The organism is Congregibacter litoralis KT71, assembly GCF_000153125.2.
Lineage (GTDB): Bacteria > Pseudomonadota > Gammaproteobacteria > Pseudomonadales > Halieaceae > Congregibacter > Congregibacter litoralis.
The window spans coordinates 1,974,216-1,991,916 of sequence record NZ_CM002299.1; the positions used below are offsets into that span (position 1 = coordinate 1,974,216).

Sequence of the window (17,701 nt, forward strand, 5' to 3'; positions counted from 1 at the left end):
TGCAGGGCGTCTCACAACGCGTATAATCGCGTCTTTTTAGTGAATCCGGACTTTTCCATGGCAGGTAATACCTTCGGCACTCTGTTTACCGTGACGACTTTTGGCGAGAGTCATGGGCCGGCTCTGGGCGCCATTGTGGATGGCTGTCCGCCGGGGCTCGCCCTGGACAGCGGAGATATGCAGCCGGATCTCGATCGACGCAAGCCCGGAACCTCGCGCTTCACCACACAACGGAGAGAGGCCGACGAGGTACGCATCCTGTCCGGGGTTTTTGAGGGCGTCACTACCGGTACGCCCATTGGTCTCCTCATCGAAAACCAGGACCAACGCAGCCGCGATTACGCCGACATCGCCGATCGAATCCGTCCGGCTCATGCCGATTACAGCTATATGCACAAGTTTGGCGTTCGGGACTACCGCGGTGGCGGCCGCTCTTCCGCGCGAGAGACCGCCATGCGCGTTGCGGCGGGCGCCATTGCCAAGAAGTTTCTCGCGGGGCAGGGCATGCGTATTCGCGGCTACCTTCAGCAGCTTGGTCCCATTGCGGCGGAGGTGCTGGATTGGGATTGCGTGGAGACCAATCCCTTTTTCTGTCCCGACCCTGACAAGATTCCCGAAATGGAAGCCTATATGGCGGCGCTGAATAAAAGCGGCGATTCCATTGGTGCCCGTATCAACGTGGTTGCCGAGGGTGTGCCCCCCGGGCTCGGGGAGCCGATATTTGATCGCCTGGATGCCGATATTGCCTCGGCCATGATGAGTATTAACGCCGTCAAGGCCGTGGAGATCGGTGCGGGTTTCGACAGCGTTGTGCAGCGCGGCAGCGAGCATCGGGACCTGATGACGCCCGAGGGCTTTCTGAGTAACAACGCAGGCGGCGTTCTCGGGGGTATCAGCAGTGGGCAGGACATTACCGTCAGCATGGCGCTGAAGCCCACCTCGAGCATCCGTCAGCCCGGCGCCAGCATAAACCATGCAGGCGAGCCCATTGAGGTTGTGACGACGGGGCGTCACGATCCCTGCGTCGGTATTCGGGCGACGCCCATCGCCGAAGCCATGCTGGCGCTGGTTCTCATGGATCATTTTCTGCGCAACCGTGCCCAGAACGGTGATGTGGAATCGCCCACGCCGGTACTGCCCGCTGAGGCACCCGAGAGCCCGTGAAGTTTCCGTTCTGGCGTCGGTCTCTGGCGCGCACAATATTTTTAGGGGTTGCCGCGCTCGGGGTGCTGCTGTGGGCGGCGTCTTCCCAGCTGGGTCTCGGACTCAACAGTTTGCTGGCGCAGTTCCTGGTTCTTATGGCGGCCCTGCTGCTGCTCATCGGCCTCGCCGCGGTAGTGGGTATCATCCTGGGAATGCTTCGCCGCAAGCGTTAAGCGGGGCGCCCCGCGTAGGACCGCTAAATCTTTATAGCGTCGGTCAATCGGGAATGAGGTCTATTTCCAGGGTCATGCTGTCTGCCATGGCATCTAGCTGCCATTCGAGTTCATCAAGTCGACTGTCACTGTGCAGCTCTATGCAGGCTTCAGCGCGGAATAATGGCTCACCGCTCATGGGCGCCGTCTCAACACTTGTTTCCATGGAGCGGATGTTGAAGCCGGCCATCCTGAGGGCACGGGTCAGTTCTCGGACGATTCCCGGACGATCGGGTCCGAGCAGGGTCAGGCGCTGAGTCGCCAGGGACTCCTGGGGGGCAGCCCCGGCATCGGTGAGGCTGCAGATAATGCCGTCAGCCTCAAGGCGGCTGAGAGCATCACCAAGGGCTTCCTGTTGGTCTTCGGGTAATTGGGCCTGAAGCACTCCCGCAAAGCGTCCCCCGAGGCGGCTCAGTTGGGAGTCCAGCCAGTTGCCGCCATGCTGGTTGATAAGCGCGCTGAGCTGCTCAATAACGCCGGGCCTGTCGTCACAAAAAAAACTGATCAAAACGCGAGTCGTCACAGGGAGGGTGCTCCACTTTGTTTCTTTCAGGGCGTATATTAACCCGTGGTTTCATTCATCGAAGGAGTTTATCTGTGCAAAAGGTCATGGCACTTGTTTCTGGTCTGGTTCTCGCGCCCGCCATTCTGATGTCGGCGCCGGCTACGGCGGCCCTTGATTGGGATAAGGCACTCAACGGTGAACATCGTAGTGAAAAAAACAAAGCGCGGGACGAGTTTCGACATCCCCGTGAAACGCTGGAGTTTTTTGGCCTCAAGGAGGACATGACGGTTGTTGAGCTGTCACCGGGCGGAGGTTGGTATACGGAAGTGCTCGCTCCTCTGCTCCACGATGCGGGCAGCTATTACGCTGCTCACAACAGTCCTAACGGCGGCGCCTACTCCCGACGTTCCCTGGGTGGGTACCTGCAAAAGCTGGGCAAGGACAACGACACCTATGGCAATGTCACCGTTACGACCCTGGGTCCCGCTGACTCCGTGGTCATTGCTCCCGCGGGCACGGCGGATATGGTGCTTGCCTTTCGCAACGTGCACAGCTGGATGCGTGCAGATACCCTCGCGAATACGCTGTTGGTTGCCTACGATGCGCTGAAGCCCGGTGGTGTGTTTGGCGTGGTTCAGCATCGCGCCAAGGATGGCCGTGATCCCGAGCGGATGAAAGCCACGGGTTATGTGAGCGAGGATTACATTATCGCAGCCGCGCGAAGCGTGGGTTTTGAGCTGGATGGTCGTTCGGAAGTGAATGCGAATCCCAAGGATAGGGGCGATTATGAGGACGGTGTCTGGGAACTTCCGCCCTCTCTTAATACCGCTGAGGAGAATCGCGAAGCGCACAGGGCGATTGGTGAAAGCGACCGCATGACATTGAAGTTCGTGAAATCGGCCAGTTAACTTGGCGGAGTTTGTCATAGTCCCAATGGAACGTGTCCCTGAGGAGCAGCTTCATGGGCTCCTCGAGGAGTTCGCCAGTCGGGACGGCACGGATTACGGTTTCAATGAAACGGCCCTGGAGGAGCGCGTGAAGCGGCTCCTAACACAGCTTCGCGCCGGAAAGATCCAGCTGCTGTTTGATGTGGATTCAGAACAGTGGGATATCCTGCCGGCGGACGACGCCCAGCGCCTCTTGAACGGCGCGGCAGAGCCCTGATGGCTATTGTTTTTTCTCAGTGTATCTCCACCTTGTCTTGTTTTGTCCTATTTGAATCCGAGAGGGTTATCCGGGAATGAATGCTGAGAACGCTGTTGCCACCCTCGATGCGCGGGGACTTAACTGTCCCGAGCCGGTGATGCTTCTGCACAAGGCGGTAGCCGAACTGGCTGCGGGAGAGAGGTTGCTGGTGCTCGCCACCGATCCAACGACCCAGCGCGATATCCCCCAGTTTTGCCGCTTTCTAGGGCATGAGCTTGAACACAGCGAAGAGCAGGACGATGAATTCCGCTATACCCTCGTCAAGGGGTCTTGACGCAGAGGAGATCGCCTCGATCTTCAATGCCCAGTTTTTCGAGAAGTACAAAACCTGCCTCAAGGGTGGCGCTGCCGAACCCCTGTATGAGCCCGCCCATGGCGATGCGCCAGCGCAGATCCACTTCCGCGACGACTACGCATCCTCGGCCCTCCATGAGGTTGCCCATTGGTGTATTGCGGGTCCCGCGCGTCGTCAGCAGCTCGATTATGGTTATTGGTACAACCCCGATGGGCGTAGCGGCGAGGCTCAGGCGAAGTTTCTCCAGGCGGAAGCCAGACCCCAGGCCCTGGAGTGGTTTTTTGCCTGCGCTGCCGGTGTCACTTTTCGCCTCAGTCTCGATAATCTCGATGCGCCAAACGATCCAGAGATGACCAGAACGTTTGCAGCGGCCGTCCTTGAGGAAGCCCGATCTTTCTCCCAAGGGGGCCTGCCCCTTCGTGCGCAGTGTTTTTTTGAGGCTCTGAGGGCTCTAAGCGGCGCCTGTCCCAAGGCAGAATCACTCCGATTGACTGAGGCGGATCTCCGTTGATCAACGTTCTCGCTGACGAGAACATGGTGGGGCTGGAGCGCTTGCCCCGGGACCGGATGCATATCCAAACCATCCCGGGACGCCGCATCGCAACCGCCGATCTGGAGGGCATTGACGTGCTCTGGGTTCGATCCGTGACCCAGGTGAGCAAAGCACTGGTTCAAGACAGCCAACTCAGCTTTGTGGGAACGGCGACCGCCGGTTTTGAGCACATAGATCAAGAGGCTCTCAAAGCCCGGGGCATCAGCTTTTCGGCGGCCCCGGGTGCAAACGCCAATTCCGTGGTGGAGTATGTTCTTGCAGCGCTCGCCGAGCTTCGGGAACCCTGGGAGTGTCTGGAGCGCGGTGAGCCCCTGGGTGTGGTGGGGTGCGGAGCCGTGGGTAGTCTTCTGGTCACCGTGGCAAAAAGCCTGGGTTGGGTGGTCAAAGTCTACGATCCCTGGCGGGAGTCCCGTGAAGGGGCTGTGGAAGGGGAGAACGGGCAGAACGGGGAGAACGTGGAGAGCTGGGCATCGCTGGATGATGTGCTTGCCTGTCGGGTAATCACCCTGCATTGCTCCTTGCACAAGGAAGAGCCCTGGCCCAGTCATCATCTTATCGGCAAGGCGGCCCTGGCGTGTCTCAACAGCAGCCAATGGCTCATCAATGCGGCGCGGGGGCCCGCGATCGATAACCAGGCCTTGCTCGAGCATCTGCGCGGGCCGGACCCCGTGAATTGCGTGCTCGACGTGTGGGAAGGGGAGCCCGACAGCGACTGGACACTTCTTGATTCGCCGACGCTTAAAATCGCCACGGCTCACATCGCGGGGTACAGCTGGGATGCTAAGTGGCAGGCGACGAAAATGCTGTACGAGCAAATCCTTGCCAGGGGTCTTGTCGATACACCCCTAGGGTCCACTGGTGGGGGAGCTGGAGAGCTGTTGCCGGTGCAGGGGCGCGGCTGTGATTTTGCACTGGCGCTGTTGCAACAGCGGTACACAATCCGGACAGATGATGAGCTGTTCAGAGATCTTGTGAGGCTTCCGCTCCCCGAGAGAGCTGCTGGATTTGACGCCCTGCGACGCGGCTATCGAAAGCGTGCCGAGCTGCGGGGCTCCCAGCTGCCGATGTCAGGCGGCGAAATTGCGTCCGAGAACCGACGCATCGCCCAAGCGTTTGGCGTTTCTTTGGTTTAGCCGTCAAGCTGTCCGAGGCACCCACTTCTCGTATTAACAAAGCGATTACGGTTCTAAAGGACAAAAAAAAAGACCAATCGGATGATTGGTCTTTGAAATTTGGAGCGGGAAACCAGGTTCGAACTGGCGACCTCAACCTTGGCAAGGTTGCGCTCTACCAACTGAGCTATTCCCGCACTTCCTGAGAAAATGGCGTCCCCTAGGGGGTTCGAACCCCTGTTACCGCCGTGAAAGGGCGGTGTCCTAGGCCACTAGACGAAGGGGACGTGGTGCTCCTCGTCAGGAGGCGCGCATTGTATGGAGAGAGCCCATAATCGTCAAGCAAAAAGGCGCATCTGTTCCAGCATTTGTGGACGTTCAGGGTAGGTGGTCGGTGAATGTGTGTTTTTCGACATTTTTCGGGCTCAAAAGGAGGCGGATTCGGCTATTGGAGGCCTTTTTCAGCGGCGCGGGCTTCGAGCCAGTTGAATTCTACTCCCTCGCCCAGAGCCGCGCGACGTTGCTCGTCAAGGCGGGTAAACATCTCGATCTCCTCGTCAGGCATAAAGTGCAGGCACTCCTGTCCCAGATACCACAGTAAGTCCCGGGGGAATGCCTCGGTAAACTGCGGCGCAATGGTAAGCAATCGATAAACCAGGGCTGGCGCATCGTCCATGATGGTCTCCGGGTTGGCGCAAAGGGCGTCAAATTGTTGTGCCAGTTCTACCAGCGTTGCACCCTCGGGCGCTGCTGCGTAGTCCTGGAGGCGCTGATTAAAGGCCTCGAGGAGTGCCATTTGCTCAGCATGGAATTCCGTGTCGTTCATTAGCGTTTCTCGCTGTCCCCGTTGCGTTTACAATGTGTAGTCTTAAGTTATTGCCATCGAACCGCCACGCCGTTGCAACAAAGGTCATTTTTGACCATGTTTGCCGACGACAGGTTCACATTCACTTGATTAATGAGGGCAGGATGCCAGAGTCCAACGCCGGGAGCACCCCGGCTTTAAAAATTGACGGTCTTGAAAAATCCTACGACAACGGCTTTCAGGCCTTGAAAGGGATCAGCCTGGAGGTGCAGCAGGGCGACTTCTTTGCACTGCTGGGTCCTAACGGCGCCGGTAAATCCACGACCATTGGTATCGTTTGTTCCCTCGTGAGTAAAAGCGCGGGGAAGGTGTCGGTTCACGGTGTCGATATTGACTTGGATTTTCCTACGGCGAAGAAGTTCATCGGCATTGTTCCCCAGGAATTTAATTTCAACATGTTCGAAAAGGTTTTCGACATTGTTACCAATCAGGCCGGTTTTTATGGCCTGCCACGGGCATTGGCCTGTGAGCGTGCAGAAAAATACCTGCGCGAACTGGGTCTGTGGGACAAGCGCGACGTATCGGGTCGCATGCTCTCCGGTGGTATGAAGCGCAGACTGATGATTGCCCGGGCTCTGGTACACGAACCCAAGCTCCTGATCCTTGATGAACCCACCGCGGGGGTTGATATTGAGATGCGGCGGGGTATGTGGGAATTCCTCCAGAAGCTTAACGCCAACGGCACGACGATTATTCTCACCACCCATTATCTCGAGGAGGCCGAGGCGCTCTGTCGCAATATCGCCATCATCAATCACGGTGCGATCGTGGAAAACACCTCCATCAAAGATTTGCTCCGGCGACTGCAACGCGAAGTTTTTATCGTAGACAGTGCAGATAAACTTCCCGACACCCTGAGTATCGAAAAGTTTGAATTTCGCCATGTGGATGACTTTACCCTGGAGATCGAAGTCGAGAAGGGCCAGCACCTGAACGATGTCTTTATCGCGCTCAACGAGGCCGGCGTGAATGTGACAAGCCTGAGAAACCGCGCTAATCGCCTGGAGGAGATGTTTGTGAATCTCCTGGAGGACGCCGCGTGAATACCCAGGAAAAGATCATCGCCTTCAAAACTATTCTCCGTAAGGAGATTCGACGCTTTCTACGCATCTGGCCCCAGACCCTGCTGCCATCAGCCATTACCATGAGCCTGTATTTTGTGATCTTCGGCTCGCTGATCGGCTCGCGCATCGGTGAAATGGGTGGCTTCAGTTACATGGAGTTTGTGGTGCCGGGATTGATCATGATGGCCATTGTGACCAATTCCTATTCGAATGTGGTCTCGTCCTTCTTCGGTGCCAAGTTCAATCACAGCGTAGAGGAATTGCTGGTTTCGCCGACGCCCAACTATGTGATCCTCCTGGGCTTCGTCAGCGGAGGGGTTATTCGAGGCTTGCTGGTTGCTGCCATCGTTACCACCGTCGCGATGTTTTTTACCCGTCTGCCGATACATAGCTTTGCCGTGGTGATTGCGGGTGTGGCATTGACCTCGCTGTTGTTTGCCCTGGCGGGCTTTATCAACGCCGTTTTTGCCAACAGTTTTGATGACATCTCTATCATTCCGACCTTTGTGTTGACGCCTTTGATCTACCTCGGGGGGGTGTTTTATTCCCTGGATCTGCTGCCGGATTTTTGGGCCGGGGTCTCCAAACTGAATCCTCTGGTGTATGTAGTTAACGCTTTCCGCTACGGCGTCCTGGGCGTTGCCGATGTGAGCGTGGGCTTTGCCTTTGCCATGCTCGGTGGTTTTACCGTGGCGGCGTTCACCTACAGCATGTACCTGCTTAACAGCGGTACGCGTTTGCGGCAGTAAAGCCTTGTGAGCGGTGATGCACTCACCCATGACAAAGGGCCGTTGCTGGGTCAGCAGGTCGTCGGCAGTGAGCAATATGATCCTTCGCTTCTGTTCCCCGTACCCCGTTCTAACGCAAGAGCGAGCCTGCCTGAGCAGCGCTTTCAGGGTTTTGGCGAGGATATCTGGCATGCCTATGAGCTGAGTTGGCTTAGCGCTGCCGGCATGCCCCAGGCGTTTGTCGGGACCTTTGCGATTCCCGCCACGTCGGCGAATCTCATTGAGTCCAAGTCCCTCAAGCTGTATCTCAACTCCCTGAACAATCACCGATTCACCTCTGCTGAGGCGGCGCGGCAAACCATTGTCAGAGATCTCTCGGAAGTTGCCGGTGCGCCGGTCTCCCTGACTCTTGGCAGTCCGGAAGATCCCGCATTTCGCGGAGAGGATCTTCCCGGTAGCTGCCTGGATGATCTTGAGGTCACCGTGCCAGATGCCGCCGATCCGGTCCTACTCACGGGCGTGGCCGGTGACGGGCTGCTCTATACGCACCTCATGCGTTCCCTGTGCCCGGTGACTGCACAGCCCGATTGGGCCACGGTGGTCGTCGAGACCCGTGGCGTGGCGCCGGAGAGTCCGGGGTTACTCCGTTACCTCCTGGCCTATCGCAATCATCAGGAGTTTCACGAGCAGTGTGTGGAGCGTATCTACACCGATATACTGGATCGACTGCAGCCGGATTATTTGTCGGTGCATGCCTTATACACACGACGCGGGGGTCTGGATATCAGCCCCTGGCGCTGCTCCGAGCATCAGCCGGCACCGCGATATCGCTTAAACCGGCAATAGATACAGCGGGCGCCAGCGCCCCGAGCGGCCTTTCATTCCCGCATCTTAGAAAAGGATTGAGCCCTATGAAGAACACGGCTTTGATTACCGGCGCGTCTGCCGGCATCGGCGAAGAGTTGGCGAGAGTCCACGCCGCAAAGGGCGGTGACCTCATTCTTGTAGCACGGCGCAAACAGCGTCTTGAGGAAATCGCTAAAGAGCTCAGAGCAGAGCATGGGGTGCAAGTACAGGTAATTGCCGCCGACCTTGCGAAACCAGGGGCAGCCAGGAAGCTCATGGCAGACGTGGACGCGCTTGGCGTTTCCGTCGATGTGTTGATGAACAATGCCGGTTTTGGCGGCCACGGGAAGTTCCATGAGAGTGGTCTTGAGCGCGACCAGCGCATGATGCAGCTCAACATGGTCGCTCTCACGGAGCTGAGCTACTACTTTGTCCAAGGCATGGTCGACCGGGGAGAGGGGAAAATCCTCAACGTGGGGTCAACGGCTGGCTTTCTCCCGGGACCCTTGCAGGCCGTGTATTACGCGAGTAAGGCCTACGTGAACTCATTTTCTCAAGCGATGGCTAACGAGCTCGAGGGCACAGGCGTCACCGTGACCGTTTTATGCCCCGGCCCGGTGATCACCGAGTTTCAGGAGGCAGCAGATTTGGGCGGCGTTAAGGGCTTTGAACTGGGCGCGGATGCTCGCTCTGTTGCCGAGTGCGGTTATCGCGCGATGGATAAAGGTGAGCTGCTTGCGATAAATGATCCCAAGATTAGCGTATTCCTAAAGGGGCTCCTGCCCTTTGTACCTCGAAAAAGCGTGCTGTGGCTGTCCCGAAAAACGATGGAAAAGAGCGGCTAGCTGCGGCTTTTAGCTAGTTGCGTCCAAAGCCCTCTAACACCGCTGCATAGACGCCTATCGCAGAGAACAGATTACCAACACGCATGTTCTCGTCACGGCCATGTTGGTTGTTGTCATGGTTGGCAATGGGTAGGAGCACGATGGGCATATCCAGGGCCTGATCGAAGAGATGGATGGGCAGGCTGCCGCCGAGGGTGGGCGAGATGAGCGGCTTTTCACCATCATACTTAGTGAGGATTGCCGTTAACTTCCTGGCCGCCTCGCCATTCAGATCACTGCGATACGCGGGGTAACCCTCCGTCCAGTCGACTTTTATCACTCCCGGGTTGTTTCGCAGCACCTCTTCGCTTGGTTCCTCATAAGTGACGTAAAATCCCTGGCTCTTGAAATGCTCCTCCAGGGTTTGCTTTACGTGATCTATCGTTTGTGCGGGCACTAACCGTAGATCCAGGGAGGCCCGCGCCTTGGAAAGAATGATATTGCGCGCCTGATCATCAACACCGCCGGCCTGAAACCCCACAATATTGATGGCCGGTCGCATGATGGTCATTTCGATACGCTCCCCGGCACCCTCGACCCTGCCCAGCGCCAATTCATCCTGTAGCTGCGCATCCACGGAGGGTATGGCGGCGATAGCGACCTGCTCCGCCTCGCTCACCGGTGTAACTTCGTCGAGATAACCCGCGACTTGAATATTGCCATCCATGTCCTTCATGGTGGCCAGGAGGCGCATCAGCGCGTCCGTGGGGTGGGGTGCCCAATTACCGTAGTGGCCCGAGTGGAGGGGGCGTGAAGGCCCGTAGAGCGTTAGATTGACGCCGATATCCCCCCGTACGCCAAAGACCAGCTGGCGAAGTCCGCTCTGATGCATCGGGCCGTCGCAGAACAGCAGTATGTCCGCGCTGAGCTCATCGGCGTGTTCTTCGAGGATTTGTTCGACGGTGGGGCTGCCAAATTCTTCCTCTCCATCGAGGATGAGTTTTACATTGACGCTGGCTTCAAGGCCGGCCGCGTCCATGGCATCGATGGCATGCATCAGCGCAATCACTGGCGCTTTATCGTCCCCGGCGGAACGCGCGTAGACGCGCCACTCAGGATCGATGCCTTGCTTTAGGGCCTTTTCCCAGTCGAGGGTGGCAGCAGCATCTTTGAGCGTGGGTTCAAAGGGAGGCGTTTTCCAGTCCGCAGGCTCTACCGGCTGACCGTCAAAGTGCGCGTAGATGAGAACCGTTCGGGTCGCGCCGGGGGTCTTGCGCTCGGCAAGAATGTAGGGCGCTCCGCCGGCGCGGACGATGCGCGAAGAAAATCCCCGCTCACCAATATAGCGGCTTATCCATTGGGCGTTCTTCTGCATATCCGGGAGCGAGGTTGACACATTGGGCATGGCGAGGAGTTCGCGGAAATCCCCGAGGATCTCGCCACCATGGTCAGCAATATGCTGGTTTACCGCGGCTTTGAGCGCGCCCGCTGTGTCTGCAGCGGTTGCGGCCGGTAACTGAGAAGAAAAAAGCGTGAAGGGCAGAGAGGTCGCGGTTAGAAGGAGGGCGGTGTTTTTCAGGCGTTTAAGCATCATGTTTCTCAATATCCGGATTAAAACCCACGATACTACGCCTGTGTAATTACCGACAATGGCGTCTGGCGAAGGGCAGCCGGTTTATGTATGATTCGCGCCCTTACGGAGAGGTGGCCGAGTGGTCGAAGGCGCACGCCTGGAAAGTGTGTAACGGGCAACCGTTCGAGGGTTCGAATCCCTCCTTCTCCGCCACATACAAAGAGGGCCCCAGGCTCTACCCAGTTAACGGGGGATACACCGGTTTTCATTAAACTCGGTTGATAATGCCATCCCATCCACAGTGGGTTAAGACCCGCAGTCGATAGTTTTCAAAGTTTCTAAATCCATAGGCTCGCCGACTCATCATTTCCATCTTGTTATGGAAGCCCTCGGTGATGCCGTTCGTCTTGGTAAACCGCCACATGCCAACGATGGGTTCCAGCCAAGACTTCAGTGTTCTGGCCAACCGATGAAGCGGGCTAGCCGCCAAGTCCTCGATTAATGAAAGCAGCCGCGGCAGCAGCTGCTTGGCTTTTTTACGATTCAAGGATTTGAGTAGCAGCAGACGATTGAGCTGCTGCTTAGCCGCATACAGCGCCTTGAGCACGGGATAGTCATCCAGATATCGGCCAAGGTTCTCTCTTTGCTCATCCGTAAGACGCCATTGGTGGCGTCGCATCAGGCTGACCAGCCCGCGATGCTTGCGCCCCTCGGGATCGTAGCCCTGCCAGGCTTTGAGCAGATGCTGATTAACCAGTCGAATGACGTGGAATCGATCGGCAACAATCGTGGCGTTAGGAAAGTACCGGCGCACAATGCTGCGGTAGGTTTCCGACAAGTCCATGACGACAACCTGGACGTTCTCTTTACCCGGTAATGCCCTTAAATAACGTCTCAAACTCAGTTCTGAGCGTCCCAGCACCACATCGAAGACCTTGTGGTTCTTCAGATCCACCATCGTGGTGGCGTAGCCGCGCTTGCGGCTAAAGAAGTGCTCGTCGATACCCAGCACACGGGGGCAGGGCCGATTAGACATCTCCGATAGTCGCAGTCGGCACTGACCTTGATACCAGCGCTCGACGGTTGCCGGGCTCATGTCGTGTGTTCTCGCGAGCTTACGCTGCGTCACGCCGCCGTCATGGGCCTCGAATACTTCAAGACGGAAGGCGTCCGACGATCGATAGCGGGGCCTGACGCCCTGAAACCGGTGACGAAAGTAGCGACCACATTGTGGGCAGTGATACTTGGGCGTCTTCAGGTGCAGCGTCATCACCTGGTTGCCCTGGCGTGTGTGTTTTAACGTGCGCTCGTGGGTCGCTTTAATCCTGACTTTGGGATGCTGGCAGTGGATGCACGATGGGCGGCGCTTTGGCCTGGCATAGACCTCGATCGAATCATTGCGATCAACACGTTCGACCTCCAGCTCGGGAAGGCCTAATATATTTCCTGCGTGGGACATCGGGGGTTTCCTCATTAAACGGACTTCGCAAATTCAGTTTAATGATCCCCGGTGTCCCCCGTTAATGATGAAGAGCCGGGCCCCATCGGCTCTCCCCAATTAACGGGGGATGGACCGTTTCTCACTAAACACGATTGATGATGCCATCCCACCCGCAGTGGGTTAAGACCCTCAATCGATAGTTTTCAAAATTTCTAAATCCGTACGCTCTTCGCGTCATCATCTCCATCTTCGTGTGGAAGCCCTCCGTGGGCCCGTTGCTCTTACTGAATCGCCACATCATGACGATGGGCTCAAGCCAAGACTTCAGGGTTTTCGCCAGCCGTCTCAGCGGACTGTGGCGCAGCTGCTCGATCAACGCCAGCAGTTCAGGTAGCTTCTTTTGGGCCGTTTTCTTCCTCAGATTCTTGAGTAGCATCAGCTCGTTGAGGTGTTGCTTGGCGTCATAGAGTGCGGCGAGGCCGGGGTAGTCGCTCAGGTAGCGCCGCAGATTCTCTCGCTGCTCCGGCTTCAAGCGCCAGGCATGGCGCCGCATGAGACTTAGCAGGCCGCGGTTTCTGCGACCCTCGGGGTGCACGTCTTTCCAGGCGTTGAGGAAGTGCTGATTGACCAGGCGAATGACGTGGAATCGATCAGCGACGATCGTGGCGCCGGGAAAGTACTGGCGGGCGATGCTGCGATAGGTCTCGGACAGATCCATCACCACGAGCTTGACGTTGTCTTTGCCCGGCAAACGCCGCAGATAGCTGTCCAGGCTGGCCTGGGAGCGTCCCAGGCGCACATCGAAGACTTTGTGGCGCCGCAGGTCGACCAATGTGGTCGCGAAGCCGCGCTTGCGGGTGAAGAAGTGCTCATCAATCCCGAGGACCTTGGGGCAGGGGCGGTTCGACATCTCCGAGACGCGTCGCTCACAGTGGCCGTGGTACCAGCGTTCAGTAGTGGCTGCGCTGATGCCATGGGTGCGTGTGAGCTTGGCCTGGGTGACCCCGCCATCGTGGGTCTCGAAGACCTCGTGGCGAAACGCCTCGGAGGCTCGATAGCGCGGCCGTACGCCTTTGAATCGATGGCGGAAATAGCGACCGCAGCGCGGGCAGTGATACTTCGGTGCTCTGAGATGCAGAGTGATGAGCTGGTTGCCTTGGCGTGTATGCTTTAGGGTCCGCTGGTAGGTGGCTTTGATCCGCACTCTCGGGTGCTGGCAGTGAAGGCAGCAGGGCCGCTTCTTGGGTTTGGCGTAGACCGAGATCGCATCATTGCGATCGACGTGTTCGACCTCCAGCTCTGGAAGCCCTAGTATTAATCCTGCGTGGGACATCGGGTGTTCTCCATTAAACCGTTTCCGCAAATTCAGTTTAATGAGCCCCGGTGTCCCCCGTTAATGATGAAGAGCCGCCCCATCGAGGGCCCTTTTTTTTGTCAAAATTACTGCCTCCGCCCTCGTGAGATACACTTCGAGCGTGCTTTAAGGGGATATGGGTATGAGCGTTCTGCTCAGCGAAACAAGGGACGGGGTAACGCTTGTTACTCTCAACAGACCGAAGCAGTTGAATGCTCTGTCTCTTGAGCTGCGCTCTGCACTGGCCCGGGAGTTTTCCCGTCTTAGGACGGATTCAGGCACTGAGGTCATTATCCTCACGGGCGCCGGGCGCGCGTTCTCCGCGGGACTCGACCTTAAAGAGCTGGGTCGCAGGGGCTTACAGACCGAAGCCAACATGGGCCCGGGACTTCATGACGCCATCAGAGGTGTAGGAAAACCCCTGATCGGCGCTATCAATGGTTTTGCCGTGACCGGCGGATTTGAAATCGCTCTCATGTGCGACATTCTCGTCGCCAGTGAGCATGCCAGTTTCGCTGACACCCATGTACGTATGGGCGTGGTCCCTGGCTGGGGCTTGAGTCAGCGCCTGTCCCGGGCCATCGGCGTTTCCCGCGCAAAGGAGCTGAGCTTTACCGGAAACTATCTGGACGCGGGGACTGCAGAGCGATGGGGCCTCGTCAACCGCGTGCTGCCGGCGGATGAATTGCTGAAGCACTGCGACGAGTTGGCGCGAAGCATTCAGCGAGCTGATAAGGCTACGTTAATCGCGGTGCAGCATCTCATTGATTACTCCCTTGATCACGGGCTTGAAGCCGGCCTGGCCCACGAGGCTGAGACAAACAGGGAGCATGCCAAGGGCGTTAGCAGTGCAGCCCTGGATGATCGCAGGGAGACAGTGTTGAGGAACGGTCGACAAGAGCAGGCGCCTCAGACGTCCTGATAATGGGGCGCTCGTCGTTCCGCGAAAGCCGTCATGCCTTCTTTCCCGTCTTTGCTCTGACTGCAGAGTATCTGGTTGCGGTCTTCCAGTGCGATAGCGGCTTCCAGCGAGCCAATATCAATGTTGACGTTGAGCGCCTCTTTGGAGAGACGGAGGCCGAGAGGGGAATTACCCAGCATTAACTGGATATCCTCCTCGGCTGCGGCGTCGAGGTCCTCGGGTTCCACCACTTGAGAAACCAGACCGAGTTTCAGGGAGCGCTCGGCGTTGATGAACTTGCCCGTTAGGATGAGCTCTGACGCCAGGGCTGAGCCCACGAGGCGGGGCAGAAAATAGGAGGAACCCATGTCGCAACCGCCCAGACCCACGCGAATGTAGGCGCAATTCATTTTCACGGTGGTCGAGGCGATGCGGATATCTGATGCCAGGACGAGGGAGAGGCCGCCACCGCAGGCGGCTCCGTTAATCAGCGTGACGATGGGCTGGGGACAGCGGCGCATGGCAATGTAGATTTCGGCGATGGAGCGCTGAAACGCCAGACCCTGCTGTACCGTGTCCAGCGCGTGGGATTCCTCGGCTTTAAGGTCCAGTCCCGCACAAAACGCGCGCCCTGCGCCCTTCAGAACAACGATGCGGCGATCCGGTCGCGTGGCCAGGTCCCTGAAATAGTTTCGAAGCTCGTCCACCATTGTGGGATTGAGGGCGTTGAGGGACTCGGGGCGATTCAGGGTCAAGTGATCAACGGCACCTCTTTCCTCGAGGAGCAGGGTTTCATATTGTCGTTTCATCGGGGCTCCAGGCAGTAAATCGAATGAGTTGCTTCAGTTACACAATTGGTTCTTGGGAACATGAAGATGTGGAAACACAGATTTGATGGTTCTGTTATACCATTTCGAGATTCTTCCGACTTTATCTGCATAGCAAGGATTCACTGCGTATGGGCGCTCATAGTTAATGCTGGCTGATCAATTGCCATCGGATGTCGTCCTCGTGATTGCGACAGTTCCTATGGAGAGTCGGCGGCTGAGCGATATTGAGGAAACCTCCATCGCGGCTGCGGGTGATAAGCGTCAAAGAGAGTTTCGCAGTGGTCGCAACGCAGCAAAAACCGCGCTTAGGCAGCTGGGACTCAAGGGTGACATTATTCTGCCGCCGGACTCCGAGGGCCGACGTCCCTCCTGGCCCCCAGGCTATGTTGGCAGTATTACTCACACGAGGGGCTTTTGCGCAGCGGCAGTGGCGATGGCCAGTGATTACACCGCTATCGGTATCGATGCCGAGCCCCGAACACCGCTGAAAAAAGGCGTGGTTAACAGGATCTGCACCGCGCGCGAGCTGCACTGGATCGCGCAACAGGGCGAAGATCCACTCAGGGTGGATTTGGGTAAAGTCATGTTTTGCATAAAGGAATCCATCTACAAGGTGTTCAATCCATTGCATGACGCGTTTTTGGGTTTTCAGGAGGCTGATGTCCAGCTGAATCTTGATGCAGGGCGTTTTTCCGCGGATGTGCATCAGCGTAAGGAAGGGATTCGCTGCCAATACCGGGGACGCTTCGGTTTTGATGACGATTACGTTTACGCGAGTACCGTTTTCGAGAACGCGGGTAATTGAATGGGCGTGCCGCTGTTCCCGCGGTCGCTGAAACAGCTGGCAGGCGAGACCGTCAGCGGTATCGCTGCTCTGCAGTGTTGACCTTCTCGAGATACCGCCGGGTTTCCGCAAAAGGGTGCTTTTGAACTAAGTGTTCATACACCTGGGAGGGTGTCATGGCGTTGATCAATCCGATCGCTTTGCTGCGGTCTGACGAAAAAGCGCGAAGCGCACCCCCGGCACCACCGTTGTAAGCAGAGATGGTTGCGTACTTTCTGCTGGCGGGATTGGCGATAGCGCTGAGGTAGCTGTCGTCCAGAAGGTGGAGGTAGGCGCTGCCGATATCGATATTGAAATCTGCTTTAAACAGTTGCTGTTTTGTGGGCTCTCCCTTTTGCTTTTTGATGCGCTCAAACACGTCGCGACCCGCGGTTGAAGGCACGACCTGCATCAGACCGTAGGCTTTTGCGGGGCTTACCGCGTAGGGGTTGAAGGCACTCTCTACCTCAATCACCGCATACACCAGAGAGGGCGCCACCTTGTAGCGACGGGACGCAGACAGGACGTAGTCTGCGTACTCCAGCTCGCGAAGATGAAGATGATCGTTGACCAGCTCGACGTGCACCCTCCGCAAGGTTTTGCCGTGTTGGACCTGCGTTTGCAGTTTTTCCCTGATGAGATAGTCAGCAAACCTTTCCGCGCGCCACTCCCATCGAATAGGCTCTCCGTCGCGGTCGAGCACCTGGCCTAGAAGAAAAGGCTCGCCGCCCACGGTGGGCTTGGCATCGGTGAATATATCCTCAACGCTCATATCCCGGGTTGTGAGCAAAGTGCTGACGATGGCCTGGCGGAGCTTCTCCAGCGCATCGCTTTGCGCAATCGTTTCTACCTCCAGCCAACCTTGTTCAAAATCCACGATGGCGCGCGCCTCATAGGCGTTACTGTATTTGACATAGCGACGCTCCGAGGCGACCTCGGGCTCATCTTCTCCCCAAACCCTGACGAGGAGTTTGCTCACGGCGTCGATTAACTCGGGAAGGCCTTCAAGATCCCTGGGGATACCCTGGCGATTCAGCTGGTCCTCGAGAACAGCCTTTGCGATTCGCTCGGGGTCACCGCTCAACGTGGCATCAATGACCGTTTGTGAGGGGTTCGCGCAGCTCCCAAGAAGGAGACCAAAAACTACAGCTGTGATGAATGCACGGACCAGCATTATGGCGCCTGCGTTGCTAACTGAGGGGTTGAGCATACCGATTTTTGCCTGCCTCTGGCGGCAACTGTTGCTGAAAGACGTCCTTTGCCCACCCATAGAGACTCTAGACAAAGCATGAACAGTGCGAGCCCAGGGAGAATTTGCTCCCGTAAAGATTGGTGTAGCGCAGTTTGCTGCGGCGAAATGGTTCCA

20 protein-coding genes and 3 tRNA genes are annotated in these 17,701 nt (G+C 57.2%); 14 read left to right on the forward strand and 9 right to left on the reverse strand.

Features of this window, described 5'->3' with window-relative positions; translation table 11 throughout:
• Nucleotides 1–57: 57 nt before the first annotated feature.
• Entirely contained in the window at nt 58–1,164 is a 1,107-nt protein-coding gene (gene aroC, locus KT71_RS09070) for a chorismate synthase (RefSeq protein WP_023659507.1), read from the forward strand.
• Nucleotides 1,161–1,376, forward strand: a complete 216-nt coding sequence (locus tag KT71_RS09075) for a hypothetical protein (protein WP_023659508.1) — start codon at nt 1,161–1,163, stop codon at nt 1,374–1,376. Before aroC ends, KT71_RS09075 begins: the two co-directional genes overlap by 4 nt.
• A gap of 43 nt (nt 1,377–1,419) precedes the next feature.
• Here the strand turns inward: KT71_RS09075 and KT71_RS09080 are convergent, their stop codons facing one another.
• A complete protein-coding gene (locus tag KT71_RS09080; RefSeq protein WP_023659509.1) occupies nt 1,420–1,938 on the reverse strand; it encodes a glycine cleavage system transcriptional repressor in 519 nt (172 codons plus the stop codon).
• 74 nt (nt 1,939–2,012) lie between these two features.
• Here KT71_RS09080 and KT71_RS09085 point away from each other — a divergent pair, with 74 nt between their 5' ends.
• The 5 genes from KT71_RS09085 (at nt 2,013) to KT71_RS09105 (ending at nt 5,107) form a co-directional block, all read left to right on the forward strand.
• Nucleotides 2,013–2,828: a class I SAM-dependent methyltransferase gene (locus KT71_RS09085; RefSeq protein ID WP_023659510.1), complete on the forward strand. Its 816-nt coding sequence runs from the start codon at nt 2,013–2,015 to the stop codon at nt 2,826–2,828.
• A 25-nt stretch (nt 2,829–2,853) separates the two neighbouring features.
• Nucleotides 2,854–3,084, forward strand: coding sequence for a YheU family protein (locus tag KT71_RS09090; RefSeq protein WP_008295710.1), 231 nt, complete (start codon nt 2,854–2,856; stop codon nt 3,082–3,084).
• 76 nt (nt 3,085–3,160) lie between these two features.
• On the forward strand, nt 3,161–3,400 hold the full coding sequence (tusA, locus tag KT71_RS09095) for a sulfurtransferase TusA (protein WP_008295709.1): 240 nt from the start codon (nt 3,161–3,163) through the stop codon (nt 3,398–3,400).
• A complete protein-coding gene (locus KT71_RS09100; protein ID WP_008295708.1) occupies nt 3,366–3,932 on the forward strand; it encodes an elongation factor P hydroxylase in 567 nt (188 codons plus the stop codon). Before tusA ends, KT71_RS09100 begins: the two co-directional genes overlap by 35 nt.
• Nucleotides 3,929–5,107: a 4-phosphoerythronate dehydrogenase gene (locus tag KT71_RS09105; RefSeq protein ID WP_008295707.1), complete on the forward strand. Its 1,179-nt coding sequence runs from the start codon at nt 3,929–3,931 to the stop codon at nt 5,105–5,107. Before KT71_RS09100 ends, KT71_RS09105 begins: the two co-directional genes overlap by 4 nt.
• Nucleotides 5,108–5,207: 100 nt before the next feature.
• Here KT71_RS09105 and KT71_RS09110 read toward each other — a convergent pair.
• The 3 genes from KT71_RS09110 to KT71_RS19685 all read right to left on the reverse strand — a co-directional run bounded on the left by KT71_RS09110 (nt 5,208) and on the right by KT71_RS19685 (nt 5,912).
• Nucleotides 5,208–5,283 (reverse strand) — tRNA-Gly (locus tag KT71_RS09110).
• Between the two features lie 14 nt (nt 5,284–5,297).
• A tRNA-Glu gene (locus tag KT71_RS09115) sits at nt 5,298–5,373 on the reverse strand.
• Between the two features lie 158 nt (nt 5,374–5,531).
• Nucleotides 5,532–5,912 carry a PA2817 family protein gene (locus KT71_RS19685; protein WP_008295706.1) on the reverse strand — a complete coding sequence of 127 codons (381 nt, stop codon included), beginning with the start codon at nt 5,910–5,912 and terminating at the stop codon, nt 5,532–5,534.
• Between the two features lie 143 nt (nt 5,913–6,055).
• Here KT71_RS19685 and KT71_RS09125 point away from each other — a divergent pair, with 143 nt between their 5' ends.
• The 4 genes from KT71_RS09125 to KT71_RS09140 all read left to right on the forward strand — a co-directional run bounded on the left by KT71_RS09125 (nt 6,056) and on the right by KT71_RS09140 (nt 9,434).
• Nucleotides 6,056–6,994, forward strand: a complete 939-nt coding sequence (locus tag KT71_RS09125) for an ABC transporter ATP-binding protein (protein WP_023659511.1) — start codon at nt 6,056–6,058, stop codon at nt 6,992–6,994.
• Nucleotides 6,991–7,764, forward strand: coding sequence for an ABC transporter permease (locus KT71_RS09130; RefSeq protein ID WP_008295704.1), 774 nt, complete (start codon nt 6,991–6,993; stop codon nt 7,762–7,764). Before KT71_RS09125 ends, KT71_RS09130 begins: the two co-directional genes overlap by 4 nt.
• Before the next feature lie 6 nt (nt 7,765–7,770).
• Entirely contained in the window at nt 7,771–8,589 is an 819-nt protein-coding gene (gene queF / locus KT71_RS09135) for an NADPH-dependent 7-cyano-7-deazaguanine reductase QueF (RefSeq protein ID WP_008295703.1), read from the forward strand.
• 65 nt (nt 8,590–8,654) lie between these two features.
• Nucleotides 8,655–9,434 carry an SDR family NAD(P)-dependent oxidoreductase gene (locus tag KT71_RS09140; protein ID WP_008295702.1) on the forward strand — a complete coding sequence of 260 codons (780 nt, stop codon included), beginning with the start codon at nt 8,655–8,657 and terminating at the stop codon, nt 9,432–9,434.
• A 13-nt stretch (nt 9,435–9,447) separates the two neighbouring features.
• Here the strand turns inward: KT71_RS09140 and KT71_RS09145 are convergent, their stop codons facing one another.
• Nucleotides 9,448–11,007, reverse strand: a complete 1,560-nt coding sequence (locus tag KT71_RS09145; protein WP_008295701.1) for a M20/M25/M40 family metallo-hydrolase — start codon at nt 11,005–11,007, stop codon at nt 9,448–9,450.
• A gap of 104 nt (nt 11,008–11,111) precedes the next feature.
• Here KT71_RS09145 and KT71_RS09150 point away from each other — a divergent pair.
• Nucleotides 11,112–11,199 (forward strand) — tRNA-Ser (locus KT71_RS09150).
• A 55-nt stretch (nt 11,200–11,254) separates the two neighbouring features.
• Here KT71_RS09150 and KT71_RS09155 read toward each other — a convergent pair.
• Nucleotides 11,255–12,445: an ISL3 family transposase gene (locus KT71_RS09155; protein WP_023659513.1), complete on the reverse strand. Its 1,191-nt coding sequence runs from the start codon at nt 12,443–12,445 to the stop codon at nt 11,255–11,257.
• Nucleotides 12,446–12,569: 124 nt separating this feature from the next.
• Nucleotides 12,570–13,760, reverse strand: a complete 1,191-nt coding sequence (locus KT71_RS09160; RefSeq protein ID WP_023659409.1) for an ISL3 family transposase — start codon at nt 13,758–13,760, stop codon at nt 12,570–12,572.
• Nucleotides 13,761–13,923: 163 nt separating this feature from the next.
• On the opposite strand from KT71_RS09160, the gene KT71_RS09165 reads away from it, so the two are divergent.
• Entirely contained in the window at nt 13,924–14,703 is a 780-nt protein-coding gene (locus tag KT71_RS09165) for an enoyl-CoA hydratase (RefSeq protein WP_023659514.1), read from the forward strand.
• Here the strand turns inward: KT71_RS09165 and KT71_RS09170 are convergent.
• On the reverse strand, nt 14,691–15,491 hold the full coding sequence (locus tag KT71_RS09170; protein ID WP_008295699.1) for an enoyl-CoA hydratase/isomerase family protein: 801 nt from the start codon (nt 15,489–15,491) through the stop codon (nt 14,691–14,693). The two genes, KT71_RS09165 and KT71_RS09170, sit on opposite strands and share 13 nt — an antisense overlap.
• A 166-nt stretch (nt 15,492–15,657) precedes the next feature.
• Here KT71_RS09170 and KT71_RS09175 point away from each other — a divergent pair, with 166 nt between their 5' ends.
• The gene (locus tag KT71_RS09175) at nt 15,658–16,317 is read left to right on the forward strand and encodes a 4'-phosphopantetheinyl transferase family protein (RefSeq protein WP_008295698.1); all 660 of its coding nucleotides are present in this window, start codon (nt 15,658–15,660) and stop codon (nt 16,315–16,317) included.
• A 52-nt stretch (nt 16,318–16,369) separates the two neighbouring features.
• Here the strand turns inward: KT71_RS09175 and KT71_RS09180 are convergent, their stop codons facing one another.
• Nucleotides 16,370–17,509, reverse strand: coding sequence for a murein transglycosylase domain-containing protein (locus tag KT71_RS09180; RefSeq protein WP_040362275.1), 1,140 nt, complete (start codon nt 17,507–17,509; stop codon nt 16,370–16,372).
• Nucleotides 17,510–17,701: the final 192 nt, after the last annotated feature.